Source organism: Alteribacter keqinensis, assembly GCF_003710255.1.
In the GTDB taxonomy this organism is placed as follows: Bacteria; Bacillota; Bacilli; order Bacillales; family Salisediminibacteriaceae; genus Alteribacter; species Alteribacter keqinensis.
This window is the reverse complement of record NZ_RHIB01000001.1, coordinates 1,585,325-1,603,972: the sequence shown is the minus strand read 5'-3', so window position 1 is coordinate 1,603,972 and position 18,648 is coordinate 1,585,325. Positions and strand designations below refer to the sequence as shown.

At 45.4% G+C, this 18,648-nt stretch carries 28 protein-coding genes and 1 tRNA gene; 16 read left to right on the top strand and 13 right to left on the bottom strand.

Annotated elements, in window-relative coordinates:
* Positions 1 to 181 precede the first annotated feature (181 nt).
* Positions 182 to 1,030, top strand: coding sequence for a DegV family protein (locus tag EBO34_RS07900; RefSeq protein WP_122897355.1), 849 nt, complete (start codon positions 182 to 184; stop codon positions 1,028 to 1,030).
* A 105-nt stretch (positions 1,031 to 1,135) separates the two neighbouring features.
* Here the strand turns inward: EBO34_RS07900 and EBO34_RS07895 are convergent.
* The 3 genes from EBO34_RS07895 to EBO34_RS07885 form a co-directional block, all read right to left on the bottom strand.
* A tRNA-Val gene (locus EBO34_RS07895) sits at positions 1,136 to 1,211 on the bottom strand.
* A 75-nt stretch (positions 1,212 to 1,286) separates the two neighbouring features.
* Positions 1,287 to 1,487, bottom strand: coding sequence for a hypothetical protein (locus EBO34_RS07890; protein ID WP_122898616.1), 201 nt, complete (start codon positions 1,485 to 1,487; stop codon positions 1,287 to 1,289).
* 112 nt (positions 1,488 to 1,599) lie between these two features.
* On the bottom strand, positions 1,600 to 2,160 hold the full coding sequence (locus EBO34_RS07885) for a phosphatidylglycerophosphatase A family protein (protein WP_122897354.1): 561 nt from the start codon (positions 2,158 to 2,160) through the stop codon (positions 1,600 to 1,602).
* Between the two features lie 224 nt (positions 2,161 to 2,384).
* On the opposite strand from EBO34_RS07885, the gene EBO34_RS07880 reads away from it, so the two are divergent.
* The 5 genes from EBO34_RS07880 to EBO34_RS07860 all read left to right on the top strand — a co-directional run bounded on the left by EBO34_RS07880 (position 2,385) and on the right by EBO34_RS07860 (position 6,094).
* Positions 2,385 to 2,900, top strand: coding sequence for a YjcG family protein (locus tag EBO34_RS07880; protein ID WP_122897353.1), 516 nt, complete (start codon positions 2,385 to 2,387; stop codon positions 2,898 to 2,900).
* A gap of 2 nt (positions 2,901 to 2,902) precedes the next feature.
* Entirely contained in the window at positions 2,903 to 3,337 is a 435-nt protein-coding gene (locus EBO34_RS07875) for a GNAT family N-acetyltransferase (RefSeq protein ID WP_122897352.1), read from the top strand.
* 473 nt (positions 3,338 to 3,810) lie between these two features.
* Positions 3,811 to 4,983: an MGDG synthase family glycosyltransferase gene (locus EBO34_RS07870; protein ID WP_183163760.1), complete on the top strand. Its 1,173-nt coding sequence runs from the start codon at positions 3,811 to 3,813 to the stop codon at positions 4,981 to 4,983.
* 95 nt (positions 4,984 to 5,078) lie between these two features.
* A complete protein-coding gene (locus EBO34_RS07865; protein ID WP_122897350.1) occupies positions 5,079 to 5,312 on the top strand; it encodes a hypothetical protein in 234 nt (77 codons plus the stop codon).
* Between the two features lie 290 nt (positions 5,313 to 5,602).
* Positions 5,603 to 6,094, top strand: coding sequence for a hypothetical protein (locus tag EBO34_RS07860; protein ID WP_122897349.1), 492 nt, complete (start codon positions 5,603 to 5,605; stop codon positions 6,092 to 6,094).
* Between the two features lie 105 nt (positions 6,095 to 6,199).
* Here the strand turns inward: EBO34_RS07860 and EBO34_RS07855 are convergent, their stop codons facing one another.
* The 4 genes from EBO34_RS07855 to EBO34_RS07840 form a co-directional block, all read right to left on the bottom strand.
* Positions 6,200 to 7,336, bottom strand: coding sequence for a bifunctional cystathionine gamma-lyase/homocysteine desulfhydrase (locus tag EBO34_RS07855; protein WP_122897348.1), 1,137 nt, complete (start codon positions 7,334 to 7,336; stop codon positions 6,200 to 6,202).
* A complete protein-coding gene (locus tag EBO34_RS07850; protein WP_122897347.1) occupies positions 7,336 to 8,262 on the bottom strand; it encodes a PLP-dependent cysteine synthase family protein in 927 nt (308 codons plus the stop codon). The genes EBO34_RS07855 and EBO34_RS07850 overlap by 1 nt, the downstream gene beginning before the upstream one ends.
* A 15-nt stretch (positions 8,263 to 8,277) precedes the next feature.
* Positions 8,278 to 8,754, bottom strand: a complete 477-nt coding sequence (locus tag EBO34_RS07845; RefSeq protein ID WP_122897346.1) for an S-ribosylhomocysteine lyase — start codon at positions 8,752 to 8,754, stop codon at positions 8,278 to 8,280.
* Positions 8,755 to 8,823: 69 nt separating this feature from the next.
* Positions 8,824 to 9,468, bottom strand: a complete 645-nt coding sequence (locus EBO34_RS07840) for a class I SAM-dependent DNA methyltransferase (protein WP_122897345.1) — start codon at positions 9,466 to 9,468, stop codon at positions 8,824 to 8,826.
* A 248-nt stretch (positions 9,469 to 9,716) separates the two neighbouring features.
* Here EBO34_RS07840 and EBO34_RS07835 point away from each other — a divergent pair, with 248 nt between their 5' ends.
* From EBO34_RS07835 to EBO34_RS07810, 6 genes are all read left to right on the top strand, one after another.
* Positions 9,717 to 10,259 (top strand): hypothetical protein, encoded by a 543-nt coding sequence (locus tag EBO34_RS07835; protein WP_122897344.1) that lies wholly within the window; start codon positions 9,717 to 9,719, stop codon positions 10,257 to 10,259.
* A 29-nt stretch (positions 10,260 to 10,288) separates the two neighbouring features.
* Positions 10,289 to 10,639, top strand: a complete 351-nt coding sequence (locus EBO34_RS07830; RefSeq protein ID WP_142996773.1) for a hypothetical protein — start codon at positions 10,289 to 10,291, stop codon at positions 10,637 to 10,639.
* Positions 10,640 to 10,683: 44 nt separating this feature from the next.
* A complete protein-coding gene (locus tag EBO34_RS07825) occupies positions 10,684 to 10,983 on the top strand; it encodes a hypothetical protein (RefSeq protein WP_429699420.1) in 300 nt (99 codons plus the stop codon).
* A 124-nt stretch (positions 10,984 to 11,107) separates the two neighbouring features.
* Complete coding sequence (locus tag EBO34_RS07820; RefSeq protein WP_122897342.1) at positions 11,108 to 11,485, top strand: hypothetical protein; 378 nt, start codon at positions 11,108 to 11,110, stop codon at positions 11,483 to 11,485.
* 51 nt (positions 11,486 to 11,536) lie between these two features.
* Positions 11,537 to 11,776 (top strand): hypothetical protein, encoded by a 240-nt coding sequence (locus EBO34_RS07815; RefSeq protein ID WP_122897341.1) that lies wholly within the window; start codon positions 11,537 to 11,539, stop codon positions 11,774 to 11,776.
* Between the two features lie 32 nt (positions 11,777 to 11,808).
* Entirely contained in the window at positions 11,809 to 11,988 is a 180-nt protein-coding gene (locus EBO34_RS07810; protein WP_122897340.1) for a hypothetical protein, read from the top strand.
* A 98-nt stretch (positions 11,989 to 12,086) separates the two neighbouring features.
* Here the strand turns inward: EBO34_RS07810 and nfsA are convergent, their stop codons facing one another.
* The 3 genes from nfsA to EBO34_RS07795 all read right to left on the bottom strand — a co-directional run bounded on the left by nfsA (position 12,087) and on the right by EBO34_RS07795 (position 14,049).
* Entirely contained in the window at positions 12,087 to 12,836 is a 750-nt protein-coding gene (gene nfsA, locus EBO34_RS07805; protein ID WP_183163759.1) for an oxygen-insensitive NADPH nitroreductase, read from the bottom strand.
* 328 nt (positions 12,837 to 13,164) lie between these two features.
* Complete coding sequence (locus EBO34_RS07800) at positions 13,165 to 13,599, bottom strand: YppG family protein (protein ID WP_183163758.1); 435 nt, start codon at positions 13,597 to 13,599, stop codon at positions 13,165 to 13,167.
* Between the two features lie 15 nt (positions 13,600 to 13,614).
* Complete coding sequence (locus tag EBO34_RS07795; RefSeq protein ID WP_122897337.1) at positions 13,615 to 14,049, bottom strand: Hsp20/alpha crystallin family protein; 435 nt, start codon at positions 14,047 to 14,049, stop codon at positions 13,615 to 13,617.
* Positions 14,050 to 14,192: 143 nt separating this feature from the next.
* Here EBO34_RS07795 and EBO34_RS07790 point away from each other — a divergent pair, with 143 nt between their 5' ends.
* The 3 genes from EBO34_RS07790 to EBO34_RS21070 all read left to right on the top strand — a co-directional run bounded on the left by EBO34_RS07790 (position 14,193) and on the right by EBO34_RS21070 (position 15,066).
* On the top strand, positions 14,193 to 14,657 hold the full coding sequence (locus EBO34_RS07790) for an A22B family peptidase (protein WP_122897336.1): 465 nt from the start codon (positions 14,193 to 14,195) through the stop codon (positions 14,655 to 14,657).
* Between the two features lie 18 nt (positions 14,658 to 14,675).
* Positions 14,676 to 14,852, top strand: a complete 177-nt coding sequence (locus EBO34_RS20615) for a hypothetical protein (protein WP_183163757.1) — start codon at positions 14,676 to 14,678, stop codon at positions 14,850 to 14,852.
* 79 nt (positions 14,853 to 14,931) lie between these two features.
* Positions 14,932 to 15,066 (top strand): hypothetical protein, encoded by a 135-nt coding sequence (locus tag EBO34_RS21070; protein WP_272873280.1) that lies wholly within the window; start codon positions 14,932 to 14,934, stop codon positions 15,064 to 15,066.
* A gap of 32 nt (positions 15,067 to 15,098) precedes the next feature.
* Here the strand turns inward: EBO34_RS21070 and EBO34_RS07785 are convergent, their stop codons facing one another.
* From EBO34_RS07785 to EBO34_RS07775, 3 genes are all read right to left on the bottom strand, one after another.
* A complete protein-coding gene (locus EBO34_RS07785; protein WP_122897335.1) occupies positions 15,099 to 15,791 on the bottom strand; it encodes an ATP-binding cassette domain-containing protein in 693 nt (230 codons plus the stop codon).
* 317 nt (positions 15,792 to 16,108) lie between these two features.
* Positions 16,109 to 16,534, bottom strand: a complete 426-nt coding sequence (locus EBO34_RS07780) for a hypothetical protein (RefSeq protein WP_142996772.1) — start codon at positions 16,532 to 16,534, stop codon at positions 16,109 to 16,111.
* Between the two features lie 114 nt (positions 16,535 to 16,648).
* Positions 16,649 to 17,305: a potassium channel family protein gene (locus tag EBO34_RS07775; RefSeq protein WP_122897333.1), complete on the bottom strand. Its 657-nt coding sequence runs from the start codon at positions 17,303 to 17,305 to the stop codon at positions 16,649 to 16,651.
* A gap of 157 nt (positions 17,306 to 17,462) precedes the next feature.
* Between EBO34_RS07775 and EBO34_RS07770 the strand changes: the two genes are divergently transcribed.
* Positions 17,463 to 18,599 carry a mechanosensitive ion channel family protein gene (locus EBO34_RS07770; protein ID WP_122897332.1) on the top strand — a complete coding sequence of 379 codons (1,137 nt, stop codon included), beginning with the start codon at positions 17,463 to 17,465 and terminating at the stop codon, positions 18,597 to 18,599.
* Positions 18,600 to 18,648 lie beyond the last annotated feature (49 nt).

Sequence of the window (18,648 nt, the reverse complement as noted above, 5' to 3'; positions counted from 1 at the left end):
GGAATTTTGGGAAATCCATGTGTATCAAGGGCTAGAACCGTCTGAATTCGGGCGGTTCTTTTATTATGCTGTAAAATAGAGTTTAGTACCAACAATTAGTACTTGGTATAAAAAAGAACTTAAGATATAATAGTTTTAAAGAATACGTTTACAAACTCTTTTAAGAATTGAGATGATATAGATGGGGAAAATTGCATTTGTTACGGACAGTACTGCCTACCTGACTGAAGAGCTTAAAAACCATCCGGACGTTTACTCGCTGCCGCTCAGCATTATTATTGATGATGTCTCCTACGCAGACGGGGTTGATCTAACGGTGGACGAGCTTTATGAACGGATTCGTAAAGAGAAGGAAGTACCAAAAACTAGCCAGCCTGCAATCGGCATGTTTGCTGAATTATATGAGAAACTAAAAGAAGACTACGACGCAGCTGTGTCGATTCATATTTCCGATAAGCTGAGCGGGACAATGGCAAGTGCCAAACAGGGGAGTGACCTTGTAGAAAACTTCCATGTGGAAGTGGTCGATTCAAAATGCATGAGTTATGCGATTACACATTTAATCAATGAATCCATCAGACTATCAGAGGAAGGCAAGGAAGCCGCTGAAATCGCTGAGCACGTAAGAGATCAGGCAGGCCGTACAGCGAACTACATACTTCTGGGCAGCCTTGATCAGTTTTATAAAGGCGGCCGCATGAGCGGTGCCCAGTACTTGATCGGAAGTGTGCTTAAGATTAAGCCTGTCATTACGATCACACCTGAAGGAGAGTTCAACCTGTTCGAGCGCGTCCGTTCAGAGAAAAAAGCGATGAACCGCCTCGTTGAACTTCTTTACACATACCATCAGGAACACCCGGTAAACAAGGCTCAGATTATGCACGGAAATGTATCGGAAAAAGCTTCCCAGCTGGAAGCAAAGCTCAAAGAAAAAATGCCCAACCTGGATATCATGACCGGCGAGATCAGTTCCACCATCGCCGTCCACGCCGGGGAAGGCACCCTGGCTCTCTTGTGGCAAAAAGGATAGTTTCTATCAAAATGAAAAAGCTTATCTGTCAATTGACAAATAAGCTTTTTTGCGCAAACAAAATAAAAAACCTCATCACAATGTGATGAGGATATGTACATATTATGGTGTCCCGTACTGGGCTCGAACCAGTGACCTCCACCCTGTCAAGGTGGCGCTCTCCCAACTGAGCTAACGGAACGTTATTGCGACAATTAATAATATATCTCAGCGGGAAATAGAAGTCAATAGATTTGTGAAAAAATTCTCGGATGTCTTATTCATCGTACGTATACCTGACGACATACCGGTTTTCCTTCAGCTTGCGTATTTCCACCCACGGGGGAATCTCGTAGCCGTTCTGCCAGTTTTCCTCGAGCTTGGCTTTCAGACACCCTGCCTGAAACTTGGATGTAAAAATCTGCTTCAAATAGACCCATCGTGTACGCTTTAAAGGCTGCTTCTTTTTTGCCGGCATTATTGTCACCCCAACTATTGTTTTCGTTAGCGTATGTGATTTCAGGGAAAAGAATACCACTGACATGAGCACAAATAAAAAAGGCAGAACCGGGCCGGCTCTGCCTCTTAAATTAACCGATCCGTTCTTCACGGTCACGCTCTCTGATCTCTTCTTCCCGAAGACGTTCCTGGCGGTCTCTATGACGGTGTGCCAGGCGGCTTGATGCATTTGCTGCAATGCTGCATAGAAGGTCATCCAGGAACGTGTGGATCTTGCCGTCCTTTTTCTGGTCCAGTTCCCGGATAATTCCGGATTTTTCTTTATCGAGATAACCAAATGTCGTAACCGCAATGCTACCGTATCCGAAAACAGAACCGAGGGCGATCGTTTCATCGACACCGAAAAGGCCTTCGTCCATTTCTACAATTGACTGGAGCGGTTCTGAGAGCTGTTTTTTCTCGGCCAGTTTATCCAGCTCAATTCCAACCAGGACTGCGTGGTGAATTTCTCTTTTCTGAAGCACCTTGTCCACACTGTCGAGGCAGTCCTCCATCGTCAGGTCAGGGTTGTAAGGTTCTTGCATATCGTAAACGATTTTTGCGATGTCTTCCAGGGTAACACCCCGTTCTTCAATCAATTTGCGTGCTGCCGTTTCTACTACGTGGCAATGAACAGGTTTTCTTTCACTCATTGTGCACTCCTCCTATGTCTGGTGCGTCCTACCTACAGTTTAGCATAATCATTTGAAATTGAATGACTATTTACATTTTAACAGGAAACAATCATAGTAGAAAAAAAGGAGAATTCGTGGTATATGTTGAATAAACGTAAAAGGCAGGGTTATTGTGTCGGCAGGCTGTCTGAATAAAAAGCGGTTCAAAATGATAAAGTGATTACATAAGGAGGGCATTCGACATGAAATACGGCATTGCTATTTTTCCATCAAAAAAATTACAGGATATCGCAAACTCATACAGAAAAAGGTACGATTCTCATTATGCGCTCATACCGCCCCACGTAACGATCAAAGAATCGTTTGAAGCAGAAGAAGAGGATCTGCCTGAGATTCTTGAAGAAATGCGTAATGTTGCAAGTCAGACAAGTCCGTTTACAATGGAGGTTTATAAATTCGGCTCTTTCCACCCTGTAACGAACACGATCTATATGAAAGTCCGTGAAAACGATACATTAACGACCCTTCGTGAACGACTCAATTCAGGTAAGCTTGAGCATCATTACGACTACCAGTTTGTCCCGCACATTACGATCGGTCAGCAGCTTGATAACGACGAGTGCTCCGATGTGTTCGGACGACTGAAAATGGAGTCCATTAACCACGAGGAAATGATCGACCGCTTTTCACTTTTGTATCAGCTTGATAACAATATGTGGACTGTTTACGAAACTTTCCGACTTGGTAAAGGAGAATAGTTGTGGAAGTAAGAGTAGTGGCATCGGATAAAGAACAGGAAGACGCTTTCTTTGTGAGACGTACCGTCTTTGTGGACGAGCAGAACGTTCCTGAAGAAGAAGAGATCGACCAGTACGAAAAGGATGCTGTCCATTTCGTTGCCTATGACGGCGAAAAGCCGGTTGGGGCAGGACGTCTCAGAATTCTGGATGACATCGGTAAAGTGGAGCGGATCTGCGTGTTAAAAGAATACCGCACCCAGGGTGTCGGAGTGGAAATCATGAAGAAAATTGAACAGGAAGCCAAAGGGTATCCAATCGAGGATATAAAGCTTAATGCGCAGATCACTGCAGAACGCTTTTACACCCGTTTAGGATATGAAACGATATCCGGGGAGTTTTTTGATGCCGGTATACCCCATGTGGCCATGAGAAAAACGATCGAGACAGTCTCTTAGGAGGCTGTCTTTTTTTGAAAGAGGCTGGTGTTGATTTCCGCTCAATTGCAATCACGCACGGCTGTGAGCCCCCGCATGATCTGCGAGGCAGCTGAAAAAAGTCAACCACTGAACTTAACACTGCCACTCTGTGGTCGCATGGTCTTTAATGTGGTAAAGGTCATTGTTGTATAAAGCGTTGATTGGAGCGAATGTGCGACACTCCTGCGGGAAGAGCGAATTCCGGGTAGGCCTCGCAAGCGCCCAGCGCTGAGGATCGAGCCGCCAGGGGAAAGAGCAATGAGCGCAAATCAAAACATACCAGTTACAGAGTAGATTTTTAAAGAAAATGTACTTTTTTCAGTGCCCTGTTTCGCTAAATCTTTAACACAGCCACGGAAAAAAATAAAATGCCTGTTTCTGTATGGAATCTTTTGGCTCATCACACACTACACTAATAATAAATGGTTTGTTTAGAGGCAGGTGAAGTGAGCATGCGAGTGATCTTATTAACGGTCTCAGCCGGAGCCGGTCATGATGCTGTTTGTGATGTCGTGAAAGAAGAATGGGAAAAAAGAGGAGCCCGCTGTGAAGTCATCGATCTTTTCAGCTGTCTGCCTCCTGTTTTAAAAAAACGCATTCCTTCTCTTTACCTTTCGATGGTACAAGTCTGTCCTTCCCTGTGGCGTACCATTTATAAACGTTCAGATGTGCCATATAAGTCTAGTTTTTTTACTGGGAAAACCCTCTGGTCCGGTGCCTGGCAGCGGATGAGACTGGGAGCACCTGCCATCATCATCGCAACCCACCCTCTTGCTGCTTCGGTGGCAAGCGGAGCCATTCAGAGCGGTCAATTCAAGAAGCCTCCTGCATTATATTCCCTGGTTACCGACTATTCGTTTCATGGGATGAGTCTCACAAAAGAAGTCACTGCCGTTTTTTTACCGTGCAAAAAAGAGGTAGACGAACTGCAGCATGCGTTTCCTTTTGCCCAGTTCGTCCACGGCTGCATCAGTGTAAGAAAGAAATGGTTCCAACCCGAGGAAAAAACAGAATTGAGACACCGTCTCGGCCTCCCGGTCAATGGAAAAGTGGTTTCCATCAGCGGAGGGAAAGAAGGACTTCTTCATTATAAAAATGTTATTAAAAGCTTTGAAATAAAGGCTGAGGGTGTTTGGACGATCCTCTGCTTTACAGGGGAGAACGTGAAAGCAGCCAAGCAACTCATTACGTTGGAAACGCGTCATGATGTAAGAATTTTTCCCTACACACCGGTGTTTTCCGATTACGTTAAAGCGTCGGATGTGCTCATTTCAAAGCCCGGCGGTGTAACCATGACAGAAGCCATCGCCGCCCGAATTCCGACGATTATGGTCTCACCACTTCCGGGTCAGGAAGAGGAAAATAAAAAAAGACTGGCAGATCTTTTTATTTCATCGAACGTAAGCGAAGCCGGAGCGGCAGCGGAAGAATGTATAAACAGCCACCATGAGATCCCGGATATCCCGCAGGTGCAGACGTGTGAACTGGTGGATAAAATGCTTCTTCTGCATGAAGGATTTGAAGCAAAAAAACAGGCGTACGTCGGACGGGGAAGCATCTACCGGTTGAATCACATTCTTGCCATGCGTGAGAAACAGAAGGAAAAGGGAGAGTTTCATACGTAGCTGTTTAGGAATGATTTGGCAGGGGTAAAATGATTGCGACAGAGAACGTTTGTTCGTATAATAAAAGTATCATTTTTACAGGAGGAGGGGCTCTAATGGAAGGACTGTTCAGACGGAGTATTGCTGACCGGACCCCCGTTGAAATGATTTATATGAGTGAGAAAGACATTGTCACTAAGCGTGTCGTTACAGTCAGGCAGGTGAACGAAGATGCGATTACTGCCTTCTGCCATATGCGGCAGGCTGTACGTACATTTAACCGGCTGAATATTCTTTCCGCTCTTCCTGTGAAACGCCGGTCGTGGAGACAGGACGATCAAATCGGGTAAAACGCTCTTCATCATGAAGCGCGTCTTTTTTATGGAGAAGTTTCTGCGGTTTATGAAGAACTTCGGACAGTTTATGCAGAATTGGCGACGGTTTATGGAGAACTTGTCCGATTTTATGCAAAGTTTTTGAGGATTTAAAGAGAATTAGTCGAATTTCGACAAAGCACCAATGAACCATCCGCGAAAAACTTTAACACTTTTATTATTTACGCAGGCGGGTCGTTTATCGCCTGTCTATCTGCGGGACTGTGAGGCTGACATGTAGGAATGAGGGAGGGGAGACAAAGATAATGAAACGTTTACTTATAGCTGTATTGATGTGCAGTGTGATGATCATGGCTGCTTGTAGCGGTGGTGAGAGTCTTACCTGGTATGAAACGAAAGAGGAAGCGATTCAGGAAGGAGTGATAAGTGAAGGTGCTGGCGGGTATGCGGTTCTTTCTGTAGAGGAATACGATGGAGAAACGTTTATTTTTTACGAATACAATGATGCTCTTGGTGTAGCTTCTATTGCCGAGAGTGACAAAGGATATGCCTGGTACCGAAGTTCGGCATACTACGGTTTTGAGGGTGACTCTCCAATACACACGATTGGTTTTGAGACAGAAACATATTCCAGATTTGAAGTGGCTGTTATTGCAGGGACAGTTAATGATTCAGCGATTACCTCGGTTCATGTTGCCGGCCGGGAACCTTTGGATATACATAGCCCGAGTGGCTTCTTTTATCTGATTCATGATGGAACTGTTGAGCTGACGGAAGTGGAAGCTGTGGAAGGGTGAAACGGGAAGAAAAGAAGAGAAGAGGATATCATGAATCCAAGCATTATGACCCTCCCCAAAACACTAAAACCCCCTTCGGCATCAACATGCCGGAGGGGGTTCGCCTTATTTACTGTCCAATGCCTGCTTCAGGTCCTCAATCAGATCATCAGCATCTTCAATACCAATGGAAACGCGGATCAATCCGTCCGTAATACCGAGTTCCGCCCGGCGGTCAGCAGGGATTGAGGCGTGGGTCATTTTTGCCGGCAGGCTGATGAGACTCTCAACTGCTCCGAGGCTTTCTGCCAGGGTAAAGTAACGGGTTTGTGCAAGCACATGTTCTGCCCGCTCACCGCTGCCTACGTCAAATGAGATCATGCCGCCAAATCCGGATGCCTGCTTTTTGTGGGTTTCATGACCCGGGTGGGACGGCTGTCCGGGATAATAAATCTTGGACACATCTTCACGGCTTTCCAGAAACTCAACGATCTTCGCTGTATTTTTCTCCGTCTGCTCCATACGAAGGCCGAGGGTTTTAATGCCGCGGATAAGAAGCCAGGAGTCCTGAGGTCCCAGAATCCCCCCAACGGAATTTTGCACGAAGTGAAGCTCTTCGCCCAGTTGTTCACTGTTTACAACCGCAAGACCGGCAACAACGTCACTGTGTCCGCCGAGGTACTTGGTTGCGCTGTGGAGCACAATATCCGCACCTTGCTCAATCGGATTTTGGAAGTAAGGCGTACTGAATGTGTTATCAACGATCAAGTGAAGGCTGTATTCATCAGCAAGCTTCTTCATCTCAGCGATATCCGTTACTTTAAGGAGTGGATTCGTCGGTGTTTCTACGTAAATGGCAACTGTGTTATCCTGGATCACTTCGTCCACTTTTGCCGGATTGCTTGTGTCAACGAATGTGACGTCGAGGTTAAATCTGTTGAGTACTTTTGTCATAAGACGGTATGATCCGCCGTACACATCATCGGTAAACACGATGTGATCGCCTGCTTTATACATGTTCATCACAGCTGCAATGGCCGCCATTCCAGATCCGAAGGCAAAGCCGCGGTGGCCGCCTTCAAGGTCTGCGATGAGCTTTTCGAGTGCTTCACGGGTCGGGTTTCCTGTACGGGAGTATTCGTAGGCAAAATTGCCGACTCCGTCCTGTTTATAAGTGCTTACCTGATAAATCGGGGTGCTAACAGCACCGGTATGTTTGTCACCGAAAACGCCGCCGTGAATGAGTTGGGTTTTCTTTTTCATTACGCGTCAGTCCCTTCATAAATCCCTGTGCTTAAATAACGTTCGCTGCTGTCGGGGAAGACCGTGACAATATGAGCCCCTTCTTTTGCCGTTTTGGCTTCACGAAGGGCAGCGTCAAATGCCGCTCCCGAACTGCTAGCAACGAGAAGGCCTTCCTTGCGGGTAAGCTCTTCTACCCGGGCGAACGCTTCTTTGTCCGTGATGGTGTGGATGGCGTCAAAATATGACGTATCCATATACGTAGGGAGAAATTCCATGCCGATCCCTTCTGTACGGTGCGGACCGGACTTTCCTCCGTTTAAAATCGAACCTTCAGGCTCAACGATAACAGTTTTTACATTGTTAATATGATCTTTCAGATATCGGGCCGTTCCCATAAATGTGCCGCCGGTTCCGGCTCCTGCAACAAAGACGTCGATTTTGCCTTCTAAATCGGCAACGAGTTCCGGACCGAGGGTTTTGTAATAGGTCATGGGATTGGCATTGTTGGCAAACTGGGCTGGGGAATAGGAGTCCGGTGTTTTCGCAAGGAGCTCCTTTGTACGGGCGATTGCCCCTTTCATCCCCAGTTCTGTAGGTGTATTAATCACAGTGGCTCCCATTGCCCGCATGAGCGTCTGTTTCTCCATGCTGAATTTCTCCGGGACAACAAAGATGACGTTCACTTTTGTACCGACAGCGGCAAGGGCAAGGCCGATACCGGTGTTTCCGGCTGTCGGTTCAATAATTGTCCCGGTTTCAGAAATATGACCGCCGTCAATAGCGTCACGAATGAGCTCCTGGCCGAGGCGGTCTTTCACGCTGCCGCCGGGGTTGAAGTATTCGAGCTTGGCGAATAGTCGTACCCGGTTCGGCAGAGGGATTCTGGTTATTTCAAATAACGGTGTACTACCGATGAGTGTATGAATACCCTGATAGATGGTCATGGGCGAATCTCCTGATTAACGGTTTTCTTCAGCAAAAACAGTTGTCCACTCATCTTTGCGGGAAAGCATAAGCTCAGCAATCTCTTTTGCTCCTTCGAGGGAGTGAGAAGCAGCCCATCCGCACTGGACTTCGTTGCAGGCTGGAACTTCATCTGCCACGAGGACGTCATTGAGCGTTTTTTCAACAAGGTCAATAATCGCATCGTAGCTCTTGTCATTAATCACGCTAAGGTAAAACCCTGTCTGGCATCCCATTGGTGAGATGTCAACGATCTGTCCGTGGTGGTTCCGGCTGAACTCTGCCATCATGTGCTCAAGTGAATGAAGTCCGGGCATATCCATATGTTCCTTGTTTGGCTGGCAGAAACGGATGTCGTATTTGTAGATCGTGTCTCCATTTGCTCCTTCTGTAGTACCCGCCAGACGGATATAAGGTGCCGCTACTTTCGTGTGGTCCAGGTTGAAACTTTCTACGTTCATTTTCTTTGTCATATTAACAGCCTCCTAAGGTTATTGGAAGACACTGGAAAAATTCGATCTTTAATTTTTTTCAGTGCCCTCTTATTGGGTCTTCTTCACCGCACTCATGAGCCAGACATAAGGATTGAGGGAAGTAAATTCCACATCAAACCCTGCCTCCCGAAAAATTTCGGACAATACCGGAATCGTCGTGTAGTATTCCGTACGAAGATCCTGGGCAAGGTTAAAGAACTCCTGTTTTTCCGCCTGTTTGATCATACGCTGTTTTGCGGTGTCATCTATAAACATTGTATCAGCGAATACGACTTTTCCGCCACGGTTGAGTGACTCAAAGTAACGCTTTGCTGCAATTTTTTTCTCTGTATCGGTTAAATGATGAAAAGCATAGGTGGAAACAAAGGTGTCGACGCCTCCTTCAATGGAAGGGTAGTCAAGAAAGTCTCCTTCAATGATTGGCACATCCGGATGTTTTTCCATGGCAATCAAACGCATTTTGCCTGAAGGTTCCACCCCGGTTACACGAAGACCTTTAGCCTTTAGAACAGAAGTGAGGTTTCCGGTACCCACACCAAACTCAACCACTGTACCGCCTGCGGCATTTGCTACAGCCTGGAGAATAACATTATAATTCGAGAAAACCTCTTTATACTCTTCATCAACGCCATGTACCGTCTCATCATAAGACTCGGCCCACCGTTCGAACAGATCAACAAATTCACGTCCCATTACTCATTCACCTTTCTTCGGGGGTCTGGCCCCGCACAATTTTGTGTAACATTGTGTAAAGCGGGATAATGCATATAATTCGCATTGATTAGGTCGGGATTAACTTTATATTAGCATATGCTAAACGGGTTGGCAATGTTAAAACTTCAATGGAAATGTGGAGATTGATTGTTTGCGGAAGTCTCTTAATGATGGAAATGATGTGATAGAATGGAAGGGACTAACCAGGAGAGAACGGGGTTTTGTGAATGAAAAAGAAGGTGTATGTGCTGTTGGCTGCTGCCGTGGCAGCGACACTTCTCTTGTGTGGCTTTCTCTATCAGGAAAAGCAGGACAGACTGAACCTTGAGCATGTCTTGTTTGCGAACGAGCTGGCTGAACGTACGATTACAATGCAGGGTTTTGTTGCAGCACTGAGTGAGTACCCGGGGAATGAAGATGCTCTTGATCAGCTGGAGCAGTACCGGTTTAGGAATGATGTGAATCTGATGCACGACTTTACCAGCTATAATATGGAGAAGTATCCGAGGTTTTTAAGAGATTTTGATATGCTGCTTTATCAAACCTTACATAATGTACAAGAAATGGCTCCGGAGCTTTCTGATTCCGAACTGGAATTTGTCAGAAGTGAAATTGACGATGTAAGAAACACCTTGGCCCGCTCTGTCACATGGGGACACGGGGGAAACAGGTGGGGAAATAATATCAACCTGGAATTCCCCGCAGAAGATATGAACCTTATCATTGATAGTCTGTATGACATTAACCAAAGCCTGAGCGAAAAAGGCTAAGGGAGGGAGACTGGATTCGAAAACTTATTTTGATATACGTGCTTATAACAACAGTTGCAGCCTGTAGTTCAGGTATTGGCAATCCAACCGCAGGTGATATTCTCAGTGATAATCCCAATGCGGATATCCTCCAATGGGACGGGATCGTCTATTCCAATGTAAATGATGCGGAATATGTACGGGAATTGGGGCACGAGCCTGTTGAGAAGCTTGGGGAAATAGAAAGACAGTCCGGTAGCAGGTGGTTTTTCAGGGACCGGTCTGCCACACATCTCCCTGAAGGTACAAATATTTTCAACGTAAATAAGGGCGGTATTTATTATTTAATCGGAGTGGCTGATGACGAAGAAATTGTATACCGGGCACTCGTTGAAGGCTGATGCAGCGTCACGAGTCAATTACATGCGAAGCAAGGGGAAAGACCATGTTTATTGTTAACGTTGAAGCAGCGATTTACCGGGCCGGGAAATGGCTGGTCATTAAAAGGGGAAAAGAAGAGTCCCACGCGGCAGGCACGCTCGCACTCGTTGGAGGCAAGGCATTAAACGAAGGGGCCGCTTCTGACATTCTGGAAAGCACAATCAAGAGGGAAGTGAATAGGAAGTGGGAGCGGACATTTCCGGGCCGCTTCATTATGTACACAGCACGTCATTTCTGGCCGGCGAGGACCCTGTTGTGGATGTCGTGTTTCTCTGCGGAAACGTTCAAGGAGAGCCGTGGGTAAAAAGTCCGGAAGAAGTGGGTGGAGTCTATTGGATGACAACAGAAGAAGTTCTCAATCATCCCGATGCCCCGGTCTGGACTAAGGAAAGCATTAAACGAGCAGAAAAGGTGCGTGGGACTTTAACATGAGAAGTGTAGGAATCGGTTTGAATACATTACTATTTGGGTTAATAGCATTATTTTTATGGGTTGATTTTTTTCAGCCCGACTTTATTTTATCCAAAGGGATGATTATTGCCACTCTTGTGGTTGTGGTTATCGGAAGGGTTTACGTCTTAAATTCACTCAGAGCGGGAAAAGCAGAAAACATAATTTTCGGTATCATGTTTAATCTTTATTTTATGTTAATGCTGATTCTTTTTAACTTCATGGGCGGGGAATCCCAGGCAGGCTTTGGCTTTGATGGATTCCTGTTCTGGATTATCGTCGTGCTGTTTGTTTATGATACGCAGAAACGGTGGTCAAAGCTCAAGTACCTGAAGAAAGAAGCGAAACCTGCATAACATGAAACTTTTAACGCCTCCTTTTCGTAAAAAGATCAGGGGGCGTTATCCATGAAGGTAAAGAAATTTTTCGTTTTTATGATCAGTTTTAATGTTTTATTTGTCGTCTTCCAAATCGTGTATGGGCTGATACTGACGTCAAATCATACACCGGCAGTGGCAGGTGGGACACATGGTAATGCAGCTGCTGCAGTCACCTTTGGACAATACTCGTTTCTGCCTTTGGTCTTTTCAAACATGGCGGCCGGGATCGCATTTCTGTTTTCAGGTAAGATCATCAGCCGGTCTTGAGTGCAATACGAATAAGAAAAGGGGGATGAGTGATGGGGTATAACGAACACGATCATCAGATGATACAGGGGCGGCGGGAAAGTGAATATGAAACGTTAAAAAGGAGAAAGACTGGATCAAATTCCCGTGGTTCGAGCAGACGGTCAGCCATTTTGGGTCTTGCCGTTCTGGCTGGTTTCTTCGGGCTTATCTGGCTATATTTCACGAACTGAATAAAAATAACTGATAAACTACCAGACGAAAACTGAATTACAGATTAAAAAAGCACCTGCCGGCGGATTAATCACTCCGCAGCAGGTGCTTCTCTTTATCAATGCTTCATAAAGCCTTTTTTCTCAAGGTAGCCCTTCATATGAAGGCGCTTCGGCTCTTTTAGCATGCCGGCCATCTGCTCGGTCCAGCGGTCTTTTCGTTTACCGGCAGTACGGAGGTCGTAGTAGGCAGAAATGGTGCTGTTATATTCCTCAAGCCCCTTCGTGAAAGCTTTTTCATTTCGTTCGTAGCTGTCTTCGTGATAAATATGTGTAAGAGGCAGACGCGGTTTAATACTGGATTCTGCTGCAGGCTCCCCTACAGCCAGTCCGAATACAGGGATTACATAATCCGGAAGGTTCAGTAATTCTCCTACAGCTTCAATATCATTTCGAAGACCCCCGATGTAGCAGATTCCAAGTTCCATTGATTCAGCAGCAATCACGGCATTCTGGGCTGCGAGGGCAGCATCGACGGCCGCGACCAGGAATTTTTCGGTACTTTCAATCGATGCCGTAACATCGGTGTTTTCCATACTGCCTGCTGTCTTATGACGGTGGAGGTCGGCACAGAATACAAAGAAGTGTCCGTTGTGTTCAACATAAGGCTGATTGCCGGCAAGTTCGGCAAGTTTGGCTTTTTTAGCCTCGTCTTTCACTCCAATAATGGTATAGGCTTGAATAAAGCTAGAAGTAGATGCCATCTGTGCACTTTCAACAATGGTCTCGATTTGTTCACGGGTGAGCGGTTTTTGTGTAAATTTACGGATCGAACGGTGATTTAACAAGGTTTCAATCGTTGAATTCAAGGTTATCAGCTCCATATTTGGTATGATAGTAATAAGTCTATCACAATGTGCTGAGAGACCTCACGCAACAGGGTCCCGATAAATAAGAGTGGGGGATAAGGCTGGTATCATAGTTAAAAGGGAAAAGGGAATACATACGAAGAATACTATTCTTAATCTGCAGAACATCATGAATTTTAACTTCATTTCAAGTTCTGAAAGAAAGAAGGTTTTCCAATGAACAAAAAAATGTTTTATGGGTTTCTTCTTGTGGTTGCTGTAACGACCATTGTGATTTTAATCGGAATTTTTACGGAATAAAACAGGACCTGAAGACTTTCATCAGGTCCTAAGGGGTGAAGTTTGTAAAAAAGCTTCCTACTTGTTTCATGAGGGGGCTGATCTGGTTTGCGGTTTTCATCACCTGGTCCACGGTGACGAACGCTTTGTTAAAATCAAACTTTCCGTCTTTTCCCTGGAAGGTGGATAAAATACCGCCGAATTTTGACTGGGGCTGGTACCCGTATTGGCCGTACTGGTGCGGGTAATAGCTGCCTCCGTATGGCTGCTGGCCGTAGCCTTGGTAGTTCCCCTGATGGGGGGATCCGTGATACCAGCCTTGCTGTTGAGGGGCCTGCCACCCTGAATGGCTGTAGCCTCCGGGCTCCGGGAAAGGATGGTGCACGTACGACTGGGGCTGCTCCCACTGACCTTGGTACTGCGTCTGCCCTGACTGGTGCCAGGGACGTGGGTGTGTCTGCCAGCGTTGCTCTTCTGGGTACATAAACATTCCCCCTTGTTAATCAACCTGGATCCGTTTCCGGCGGTTGGGAATCCGGATTACGAGCAGGCCGTCTTTCAGCGTTGCTTTCACTTCACTTTCATTTACATAAAAAGGAAGGCTGATTGTGCGCTCTGCCCGCTGAAACTTGCGGCTTTGAGAGACGTAACCTTTCTTTTCGTTACGGGTTTCTGAAACTCCATGGTCATTTACTGCAATCCGGATGTAATTGTGATAAATATCAATGGAAATCTGATTTTTTTTCACACCGGGAAGCTCTGCTTCAATGACGTACTCACGCTTTGTTTCATATTCATACACGTTGATGGCACGCGGGGTACTTATCTGTTTTATCGTATCCTGAAAAAAACCGTCAATCGAGCTCAGAATGTCACCTATGGGTTTTTCGTGAATCGGTTTAGGTGTCCTGCGGTTGTTTTTAAAATCCTCCATGCTGCTCACCTCGTTCGTTATTCCGTTATTACTATATGAAAAGGGCGGGCGTTTTGTTTAGGCAGGTGCCCTGACGATCATGTGCAGCTGAAAGAAACTTTGGGCTGTGTGAGTAGTATGATAAGAGGGAGAGGGGTGAAAAGATGAGCGGTGCCGTCTGGTTTAGTTTACTGTTTCCATTGATTCAGATGTGGGTCATGTCATTAAGTGATGTGTTGAAAACGGTAAAATACCGCGGCGTGTATAACAACAGTCCCACACTTTTAAACTCGTCGGCAGTCTTTGTGCTCCTCAAAGGAATGGCTTATTTTACCTTCATTGATATTCTGGATGATTTTCAATTTGGCGGAATTGTTTTATTTATCATCGGAGCAGCCGCGTTAAGTTACGGCATTCCTCTGTTAATAAATAAGAGCTATCTGATTACAAATGGAACGAAAGATGAAGTAATCAAGGTTCTTGATGAAAAGATAGAGAAGTATAATCTTCCCTATGACAGAAGGGGAACGAGATACGACTATAAGTATAAGGATTACAGAGTGCTGGATTCAGATAAGGGAATTTTTATCAGAGCCGAATGGCGTACGTCAAAAATAAATGATGATTAACCTGTAAATGTGAATCTTGTGGTCAAGGGACTGTCCAAGGTCGATTACGGGCAGGAGATGCTGGACGAATTTCTGGAAAAGATGGTGGAGATCCGGAGAGAGCGCAGTGTTAAAAAGCGGCTTCTGTTACAAATGCTGGGTAATGCGGCCATTATCACGGGAACGGCTGCATTCGTGTATTATAATTTCGTGTAACATTGCCGGCTTTAAAAATGAGGGTGATATCGCTATAATGGAGAAAACAACGATGAAAATTCGATAAGGAGTCAGTCTTATGGAGAAGTTTCATAAATTTTTAATTGCTTTTTTCCTCTTAGGTACGGGAGCCGTAATGATGATCTATATTGTTTACGTCATATTCGGACTTATGTTCGGTGTTGAAAACAAAGAAGCTTCTCCTCTTGATTAATGAGAGAAGCTTCTTTGTTTTTAATCTGTCTGCTACAAGGCCCGTTCCCTCGGTTCCAGGGGGATAACCCGGCCGTTATCCATACGAAACGTTCTGTCAGCCTGATCAATAAAATGGTTTTCATTACTCACCATAATCACCGTGGTCCCTTTTCTTCTGGAAAAAGAAAGAAGGCGTTCCAGAATTTCTATGCCCTCACAGCCGTCCAGGGCTTTTGTCGGTTCATCGGCTAAAATAAGCTTTGGTTCGGTCATGAAAATCCGGCCGATTGTGGCAAGCATCTGATCTTTAACATCAAGACCTTCCACATTCTCATTTATCACCTGCTCATTAAGACCAAGTTCCAAAAGGAGAGCGACAGCCTGCTTCTCAACCCGCTCGTATGCCGGATCATCTGACGGCACTCCCATGAGCAGGTTCTGTTTAGCTGTTAAATAGGGTATAAGACAGCAGGCGTCTGTAATATAGCCGATGGTTTCCATCCTCCACTCCGGACGCCTGGTAAGAGACAAAAGGTCCTGTCCAAAAACGCTGACTGTTCCTTTGTTTGGCGGCGTCATGGCAGCAATCATGTTGAGGAGCGTAGACTTTCCGGCCCCATTTTTCCCCTGTACGACAACCAGTTCACCTTCCTGTACAGTGAAGTTCAGGTCATTAAACAACACGTTCATCCGATCCCCGCTGGAGAACCGCTTCAGGACGTTTTTGATTTCTACAGCAAACATTTTACACATCACCTCCCAGATAACAATTCGTTTTCTATTGAAGCGCTGTCAGTTAGAATGGAGCTTATCCACACCCCTCTAATACTAAGTGTACGCAGCAAACGGCTTTTCATAACCAATAATTCGGGGGTCTGTCCCCCGAACAATTGTGTAAAAGTGGGTGGAGGGGTTGACAGGGGGGATTGGTTCATTTCAGTCCTCTTGAAAGTGGTGCCCTCAGCTGTTCTTTATCTGGTGAATAACAATAAGCACGTGAGCTCGATCACAAAAATAGAGCGGCTTAAAAAGGTTATTGTCACCTTGTGAGCCGCTCACGTTCAGACTGTATAACGTTCATGCCATGTTTGAGGAAATGATAATGTGTTAGCGTACCCGAAGCGGATTAGCTGACCATGATGCTGAATTTCGTGTTCCAGTAAATCAAGAGTGAAATTAAGGGTGCTGGGATCTTCAATCGTTTCTTGAAGGAATGTATGTATGTTGTTTTTTGTTTCTTCCAGTTTTGCGAGAACGGCTTTTTTAACCTCTGGTTCTTCCAGGCTGCATGAAAACCCGGCCCAAGCCCCGTTCCTCATGGCTTGCAAGTAGCTTTCGCGAGCCCCGACTATACAATAAGCTTGTTCTCCAATCGTATTGGACGGTACATCTGCAATCTTTCGTTGTAAACTGCTTTCAGGAAGATGCTTATAAAAGTCGTATGTTAATTGAAAAGCCCTCAAAACGCGTGAATGAACAGGATTCATAACCTGACCTCCGATGCCAATAATGTTTAACATTAATACACTGTTAAGTTTAGCATTTATTCTCTCCACGAATGTAAAAAACTTCTTTCAGCAACTGTGTGCTGAAAGAAGTTTTTAGAGTCCTTCTTTTTGAAACCTGCGAAGGTCGTTTTTATGGCCGATCACTACGAGAATATCTCCCGGGTTGAGCCTGTCTTCCGGGTGAGGGGTCACATCAACTTTATTCTTTTGCTTGATGGCAATGATCGTACAGCCGTACTTGGCACGGATATCAAGATCAGCCAGAGACTTGCCTTTTACTTTTTCGGTGGCAAGCGTTTCAACGATACTGAATTCGTCGGATAAATCGATGTAGTCAATAACCTTCTCCGATGTAAGGAACTCTGCAATACGCTCTCCCATATCCGATTCCGGGTGGAAGACCTTATCAGCCCCGATTTTCTCCAGCACTTTATGGTGATGGTCGTTTTGGGCTTTTACCCACACCTGTTTGATATCGAAGTCTTTCAGAATCAAAGTGCAGAGAATACTTGCCTGAATGTCCTCGCCAATGGCCACAATCACGTGATCAAAATTGCGAATTCCGGCTTTACTCATCACGGTTTCATCGGTACCGTCGGCAACCATTGTGTGAGTAGCATGATTTTTAAGCTCATTTACTTTATGCTTATCTTTATCGATAGCCAGAACGTCGTGATTCATACGATGGAGTTCTTTACACACACTAGAACCAAAGCGCCCCAGGCCAATAATGGCAAACTGTTTTTTCATAGATGTTTCCCTCTAATCTTGGTATCATTGGGTAAGTATACCACTGGGTCATTTGCGTTATCAAGAGTACCTCATGACAGTGACCAGGGGACTATAGACAAATTACATACCTTATGTAAAATAAAAAGGATATTATGCTGCGAAAAGGATGAGCTTTATGAATGAGGAAGAAAGAGATCCCTTAATCGACACCGAAGTCGTTGTTGAGACAGTAACGGGTATTTCCCTGTACGATTACGGTATAGCCGCTGGGATTTTTATATTGTTTATAGTCTTCAGGAAGATTTTTACCCGGTATTTATTCCGGGTTATCCTAAAATATTCCGACCGTGCGAAAACGGATGTTCTCCATAATATTCTTATGGCGTTCAAGAGTCCGCTCCAACTGTTCTTTGTCATCATCGGAATATATCTGGCCCTTCTTTACCTTCCGCTTCCGGATGGGTTTAACCAGCCGATGATACGGATCTTCAGAACCCTCGTTATTATTATGATGGCTTGGGGCCTGTTTAACCTTTCATCGACGTCATCCACACTGTTTGTAAAAGTAGGCCGGAAACTGGATATTGAACTCGATCAGATCCTCCTGCCCTTTTTATCCAAGCTGGTCAGGTTTGCGATTGTTGCCATGGCGCTCAGTATCATCGCCAGTGAGTGGGGCTATGACGTAAACGGCTTTGTAGCCGGTCTTGGTCTCGGGGGACTTGCCTTTGCCCTCGCTGCGCAAAATACGCTCAGCAACTTCTTCGGAGGTGTTGTAATCATCACGGAGAAGCCGTTTACGATCGGCGACTGGATCAGCTCACCGAGCGTTGAGGGAATTGTAGAGGACATTACGTTCAGAAGTACGAAAATCCGGACATTCGCCCATTCCCTTGTAGTCGTGCCAAATGCCACACTTGCCAATGAACCGATCCAGAACTGGTCGAAGATGGGGAAAAGGCAGATTACATTCAAGCTTGGGGTCACGTATTCTACTTCTCGTGACAAGATGGAAACATGTGTGGACCGGATTAAGATGCTTCTCAGAGAAAGCGAGCATGTGGATCAGGAGTTGATCCTTGTGCGTTTTGAATCCTTTGGCCAGAGCAGTCTGGACATTTTTGTTTATTTCTTTACGAAAACAACAGCCTGGGAAGAATACCTGGAAATCAAAGAACAAATCAACCTTGATATTATGAGAATTCTTGAAGAGGAAGGAGTTCAAATCGCCTTTCCAACCCGGAGCCTTCATGTTAAGCACGAAGAGGTGTCTGAAGAAAAAAAGCATGAATTTCTTGAACGGGAATATTAAAAAAAAGAGAGCTTGCCATCGCGGCGAGCTCTCTTTTTGTACTGACTGG

Excerpts from the sequence above, each read along its gene's own strand:
- EBO34_RS07900 (WP_122897355.1), top strand. The coding sequence starts at position 182 with ATGGGGAAAATTGCATTTGTTACGGACAGTACTGCCTACCTGACTGAA.
- EBO34_RS07890 (WP_122898616.1), bottom strand. The coding sequence starts at position 1,487 with ATGCCGGCAAAAAAGAAGCAGCCTTTAAAGCGTACACGATGGGTCTAT.
- EBO34_RS07885 (WP_122897354.1), bottom strand. The coding sequence starts at position 2,160 with ATGAGTGAAAGAAAACCTGTTCATTGCCACGTAGTAGAAACGGCAGCA.
- EBO34_RS07880 (WP_122897353.1), top strand. The coding sequence starts at position 2,385 with ATGAAATACGGCATTGCTATTTTTCCATCAAAAAAATTACAGGATATC.
- EBO34_RS07870 (WP_183163760.1), top strand. The coding sequence starts at position 3,811 with ATGCGAGTGATCTTATTAACGGTCTCAGCCGGAGCCGGTCATGATGCT.
- EBO34_RS07865 (WP_122897350.1), top strand. The coding sequence starts at position 5,079 with ATGGAAGGACTGTTCAGACGGAGTATTGCTGACCGGACCCCCGTTGAA.
- EBO34_RS07860 (WP_122897349.1), top strand. The coding sequence starts at position 5,603 with ATGAAACGTTTACTTATAGCTGTATTGATGTGCAGTGTGATGATCATG.
- EBO34_RS07855 (WP_122897348.1), bottom strand. The coding sequence starts at position 7,336 with ATGAAAAAGAAAACCCAACTCATTCACGGCGGCGTTTTCGGTGACAAA.
- EBO34_RS07850 (WP_122897347.1), bottom strand. The coding sequence starts at position 8,262 with ATGACCATCTATCAGGGTATTCATACACTCATCGGTAGTACACCGTTA.
- EBO34_RS07845 (WP_122897346.1), bottom strand. The coding sequence starts at position 8,754 with ATGACAAAGAAAATGAACGTAGAAAGTTTCAACCTGGACCACACGAAA.
- EBO34_RS07840 (WP_122897345.1), bottom strand. The coding sequence starts at position 9,468 with ATGGGACGTGAATTTGTTGATCTGTTCGAACGGTGGGCCGAGTCTTAT.
- EBO34_RS07835 (WP_122897344.1), top strand. The coding sequence starts at position 9,717 with ATGAAAAAGAAGGTGTATGTGCTGTTGGCTGCTGCCGTGGCAGCGACA.
- EBO34_RS07825 (WP_429699420.1), top strand. The coding sequence starts at position 10,684 with ATGTTTATTGTTAACGTTGAAGCAGCGATTTACCGGGCCGGGAAATGG.
- EBO34_RS07820 (WP_122897342.1), top strand. The coding sequence starts at position 11,108 with ATGAGAAGTGTAGGAATCGGTTTGAATACATTACTATTTGGGTTAATA.
- EBO34_RS07815 (WP_122897341.1), top strand. The coding sequence starts at position 11,537 with ATGAAGGTAAAGAAATTTTTCGTTTTTATGATCAGTTTTAATGTTTTA.
- EBO34_RS07810 (WP_122897340.1), top strand. The coding sequence starts at position 11,809 with ATGGGGTATAACGAACACGATCATCAGATGATACAGGGGCGGCGGGAA.
- EBO34_RS07800 (WP_183163758.1), bottom strand. The coding sequence starts at position 13,599 with ATGTACCCAGAAGAGCAACGCTGGCAGACACACCCACGTCCCTGGCAC.
- EBO34_RS07795 (WP_122897337.1), bottom strand. The coding sequence starts at position 14,049 with ATGGAGGATTTTAAAAACAACCGCAGGACACCTAAACCGATTCACGAA.
- EBO34_RS07790 (WP_122897336.1), top strand. The coding sequence starts at position 14,193 with ATGAGCGGTGCCGTCTGGTTTAGTTTACTGTTTCCATTGATTCAGATG.
- EBO34_RS21070 (WP_272873280.1), top strand. The coding sequence starts at position 14,932 with ATGGAGAAGTTTCATAAATTTTTAATTGCTTTTTTCCTCTTAGGTACG.
- EBO34_RS07785 (WP_122897335.1), bottom strand. The coding sequence starts at position 15,791 with ATGTTTGCTGTAGAAATCAAAAACGTCCTGAAGCGGTTCTCCAGCGGG.
- EBO34_RS07780 (WP_142996772.1), bottom strand. The coding sequence starts at position 16,534 with ATGAATCCTGTTCATTCACGCGTTTTGAGGGCTTTTCAATTAACATAC.
- EBO34_RS07775 (WP_122897333.1), bottom strand. The coding sequence starts at position 17,305 with ATGAAAAAACAGTTTGCCATTATTGGCCTGGGGCGCTTTGGTTCTAGT.
- EBO34_RS07770 (WP_122897332.1), top strand. The coding sequence starts at position 17,463 with ATGAATGAGGAAGAAAGAGATCCCTTAATCGACACCGAAGTCGTTGTT.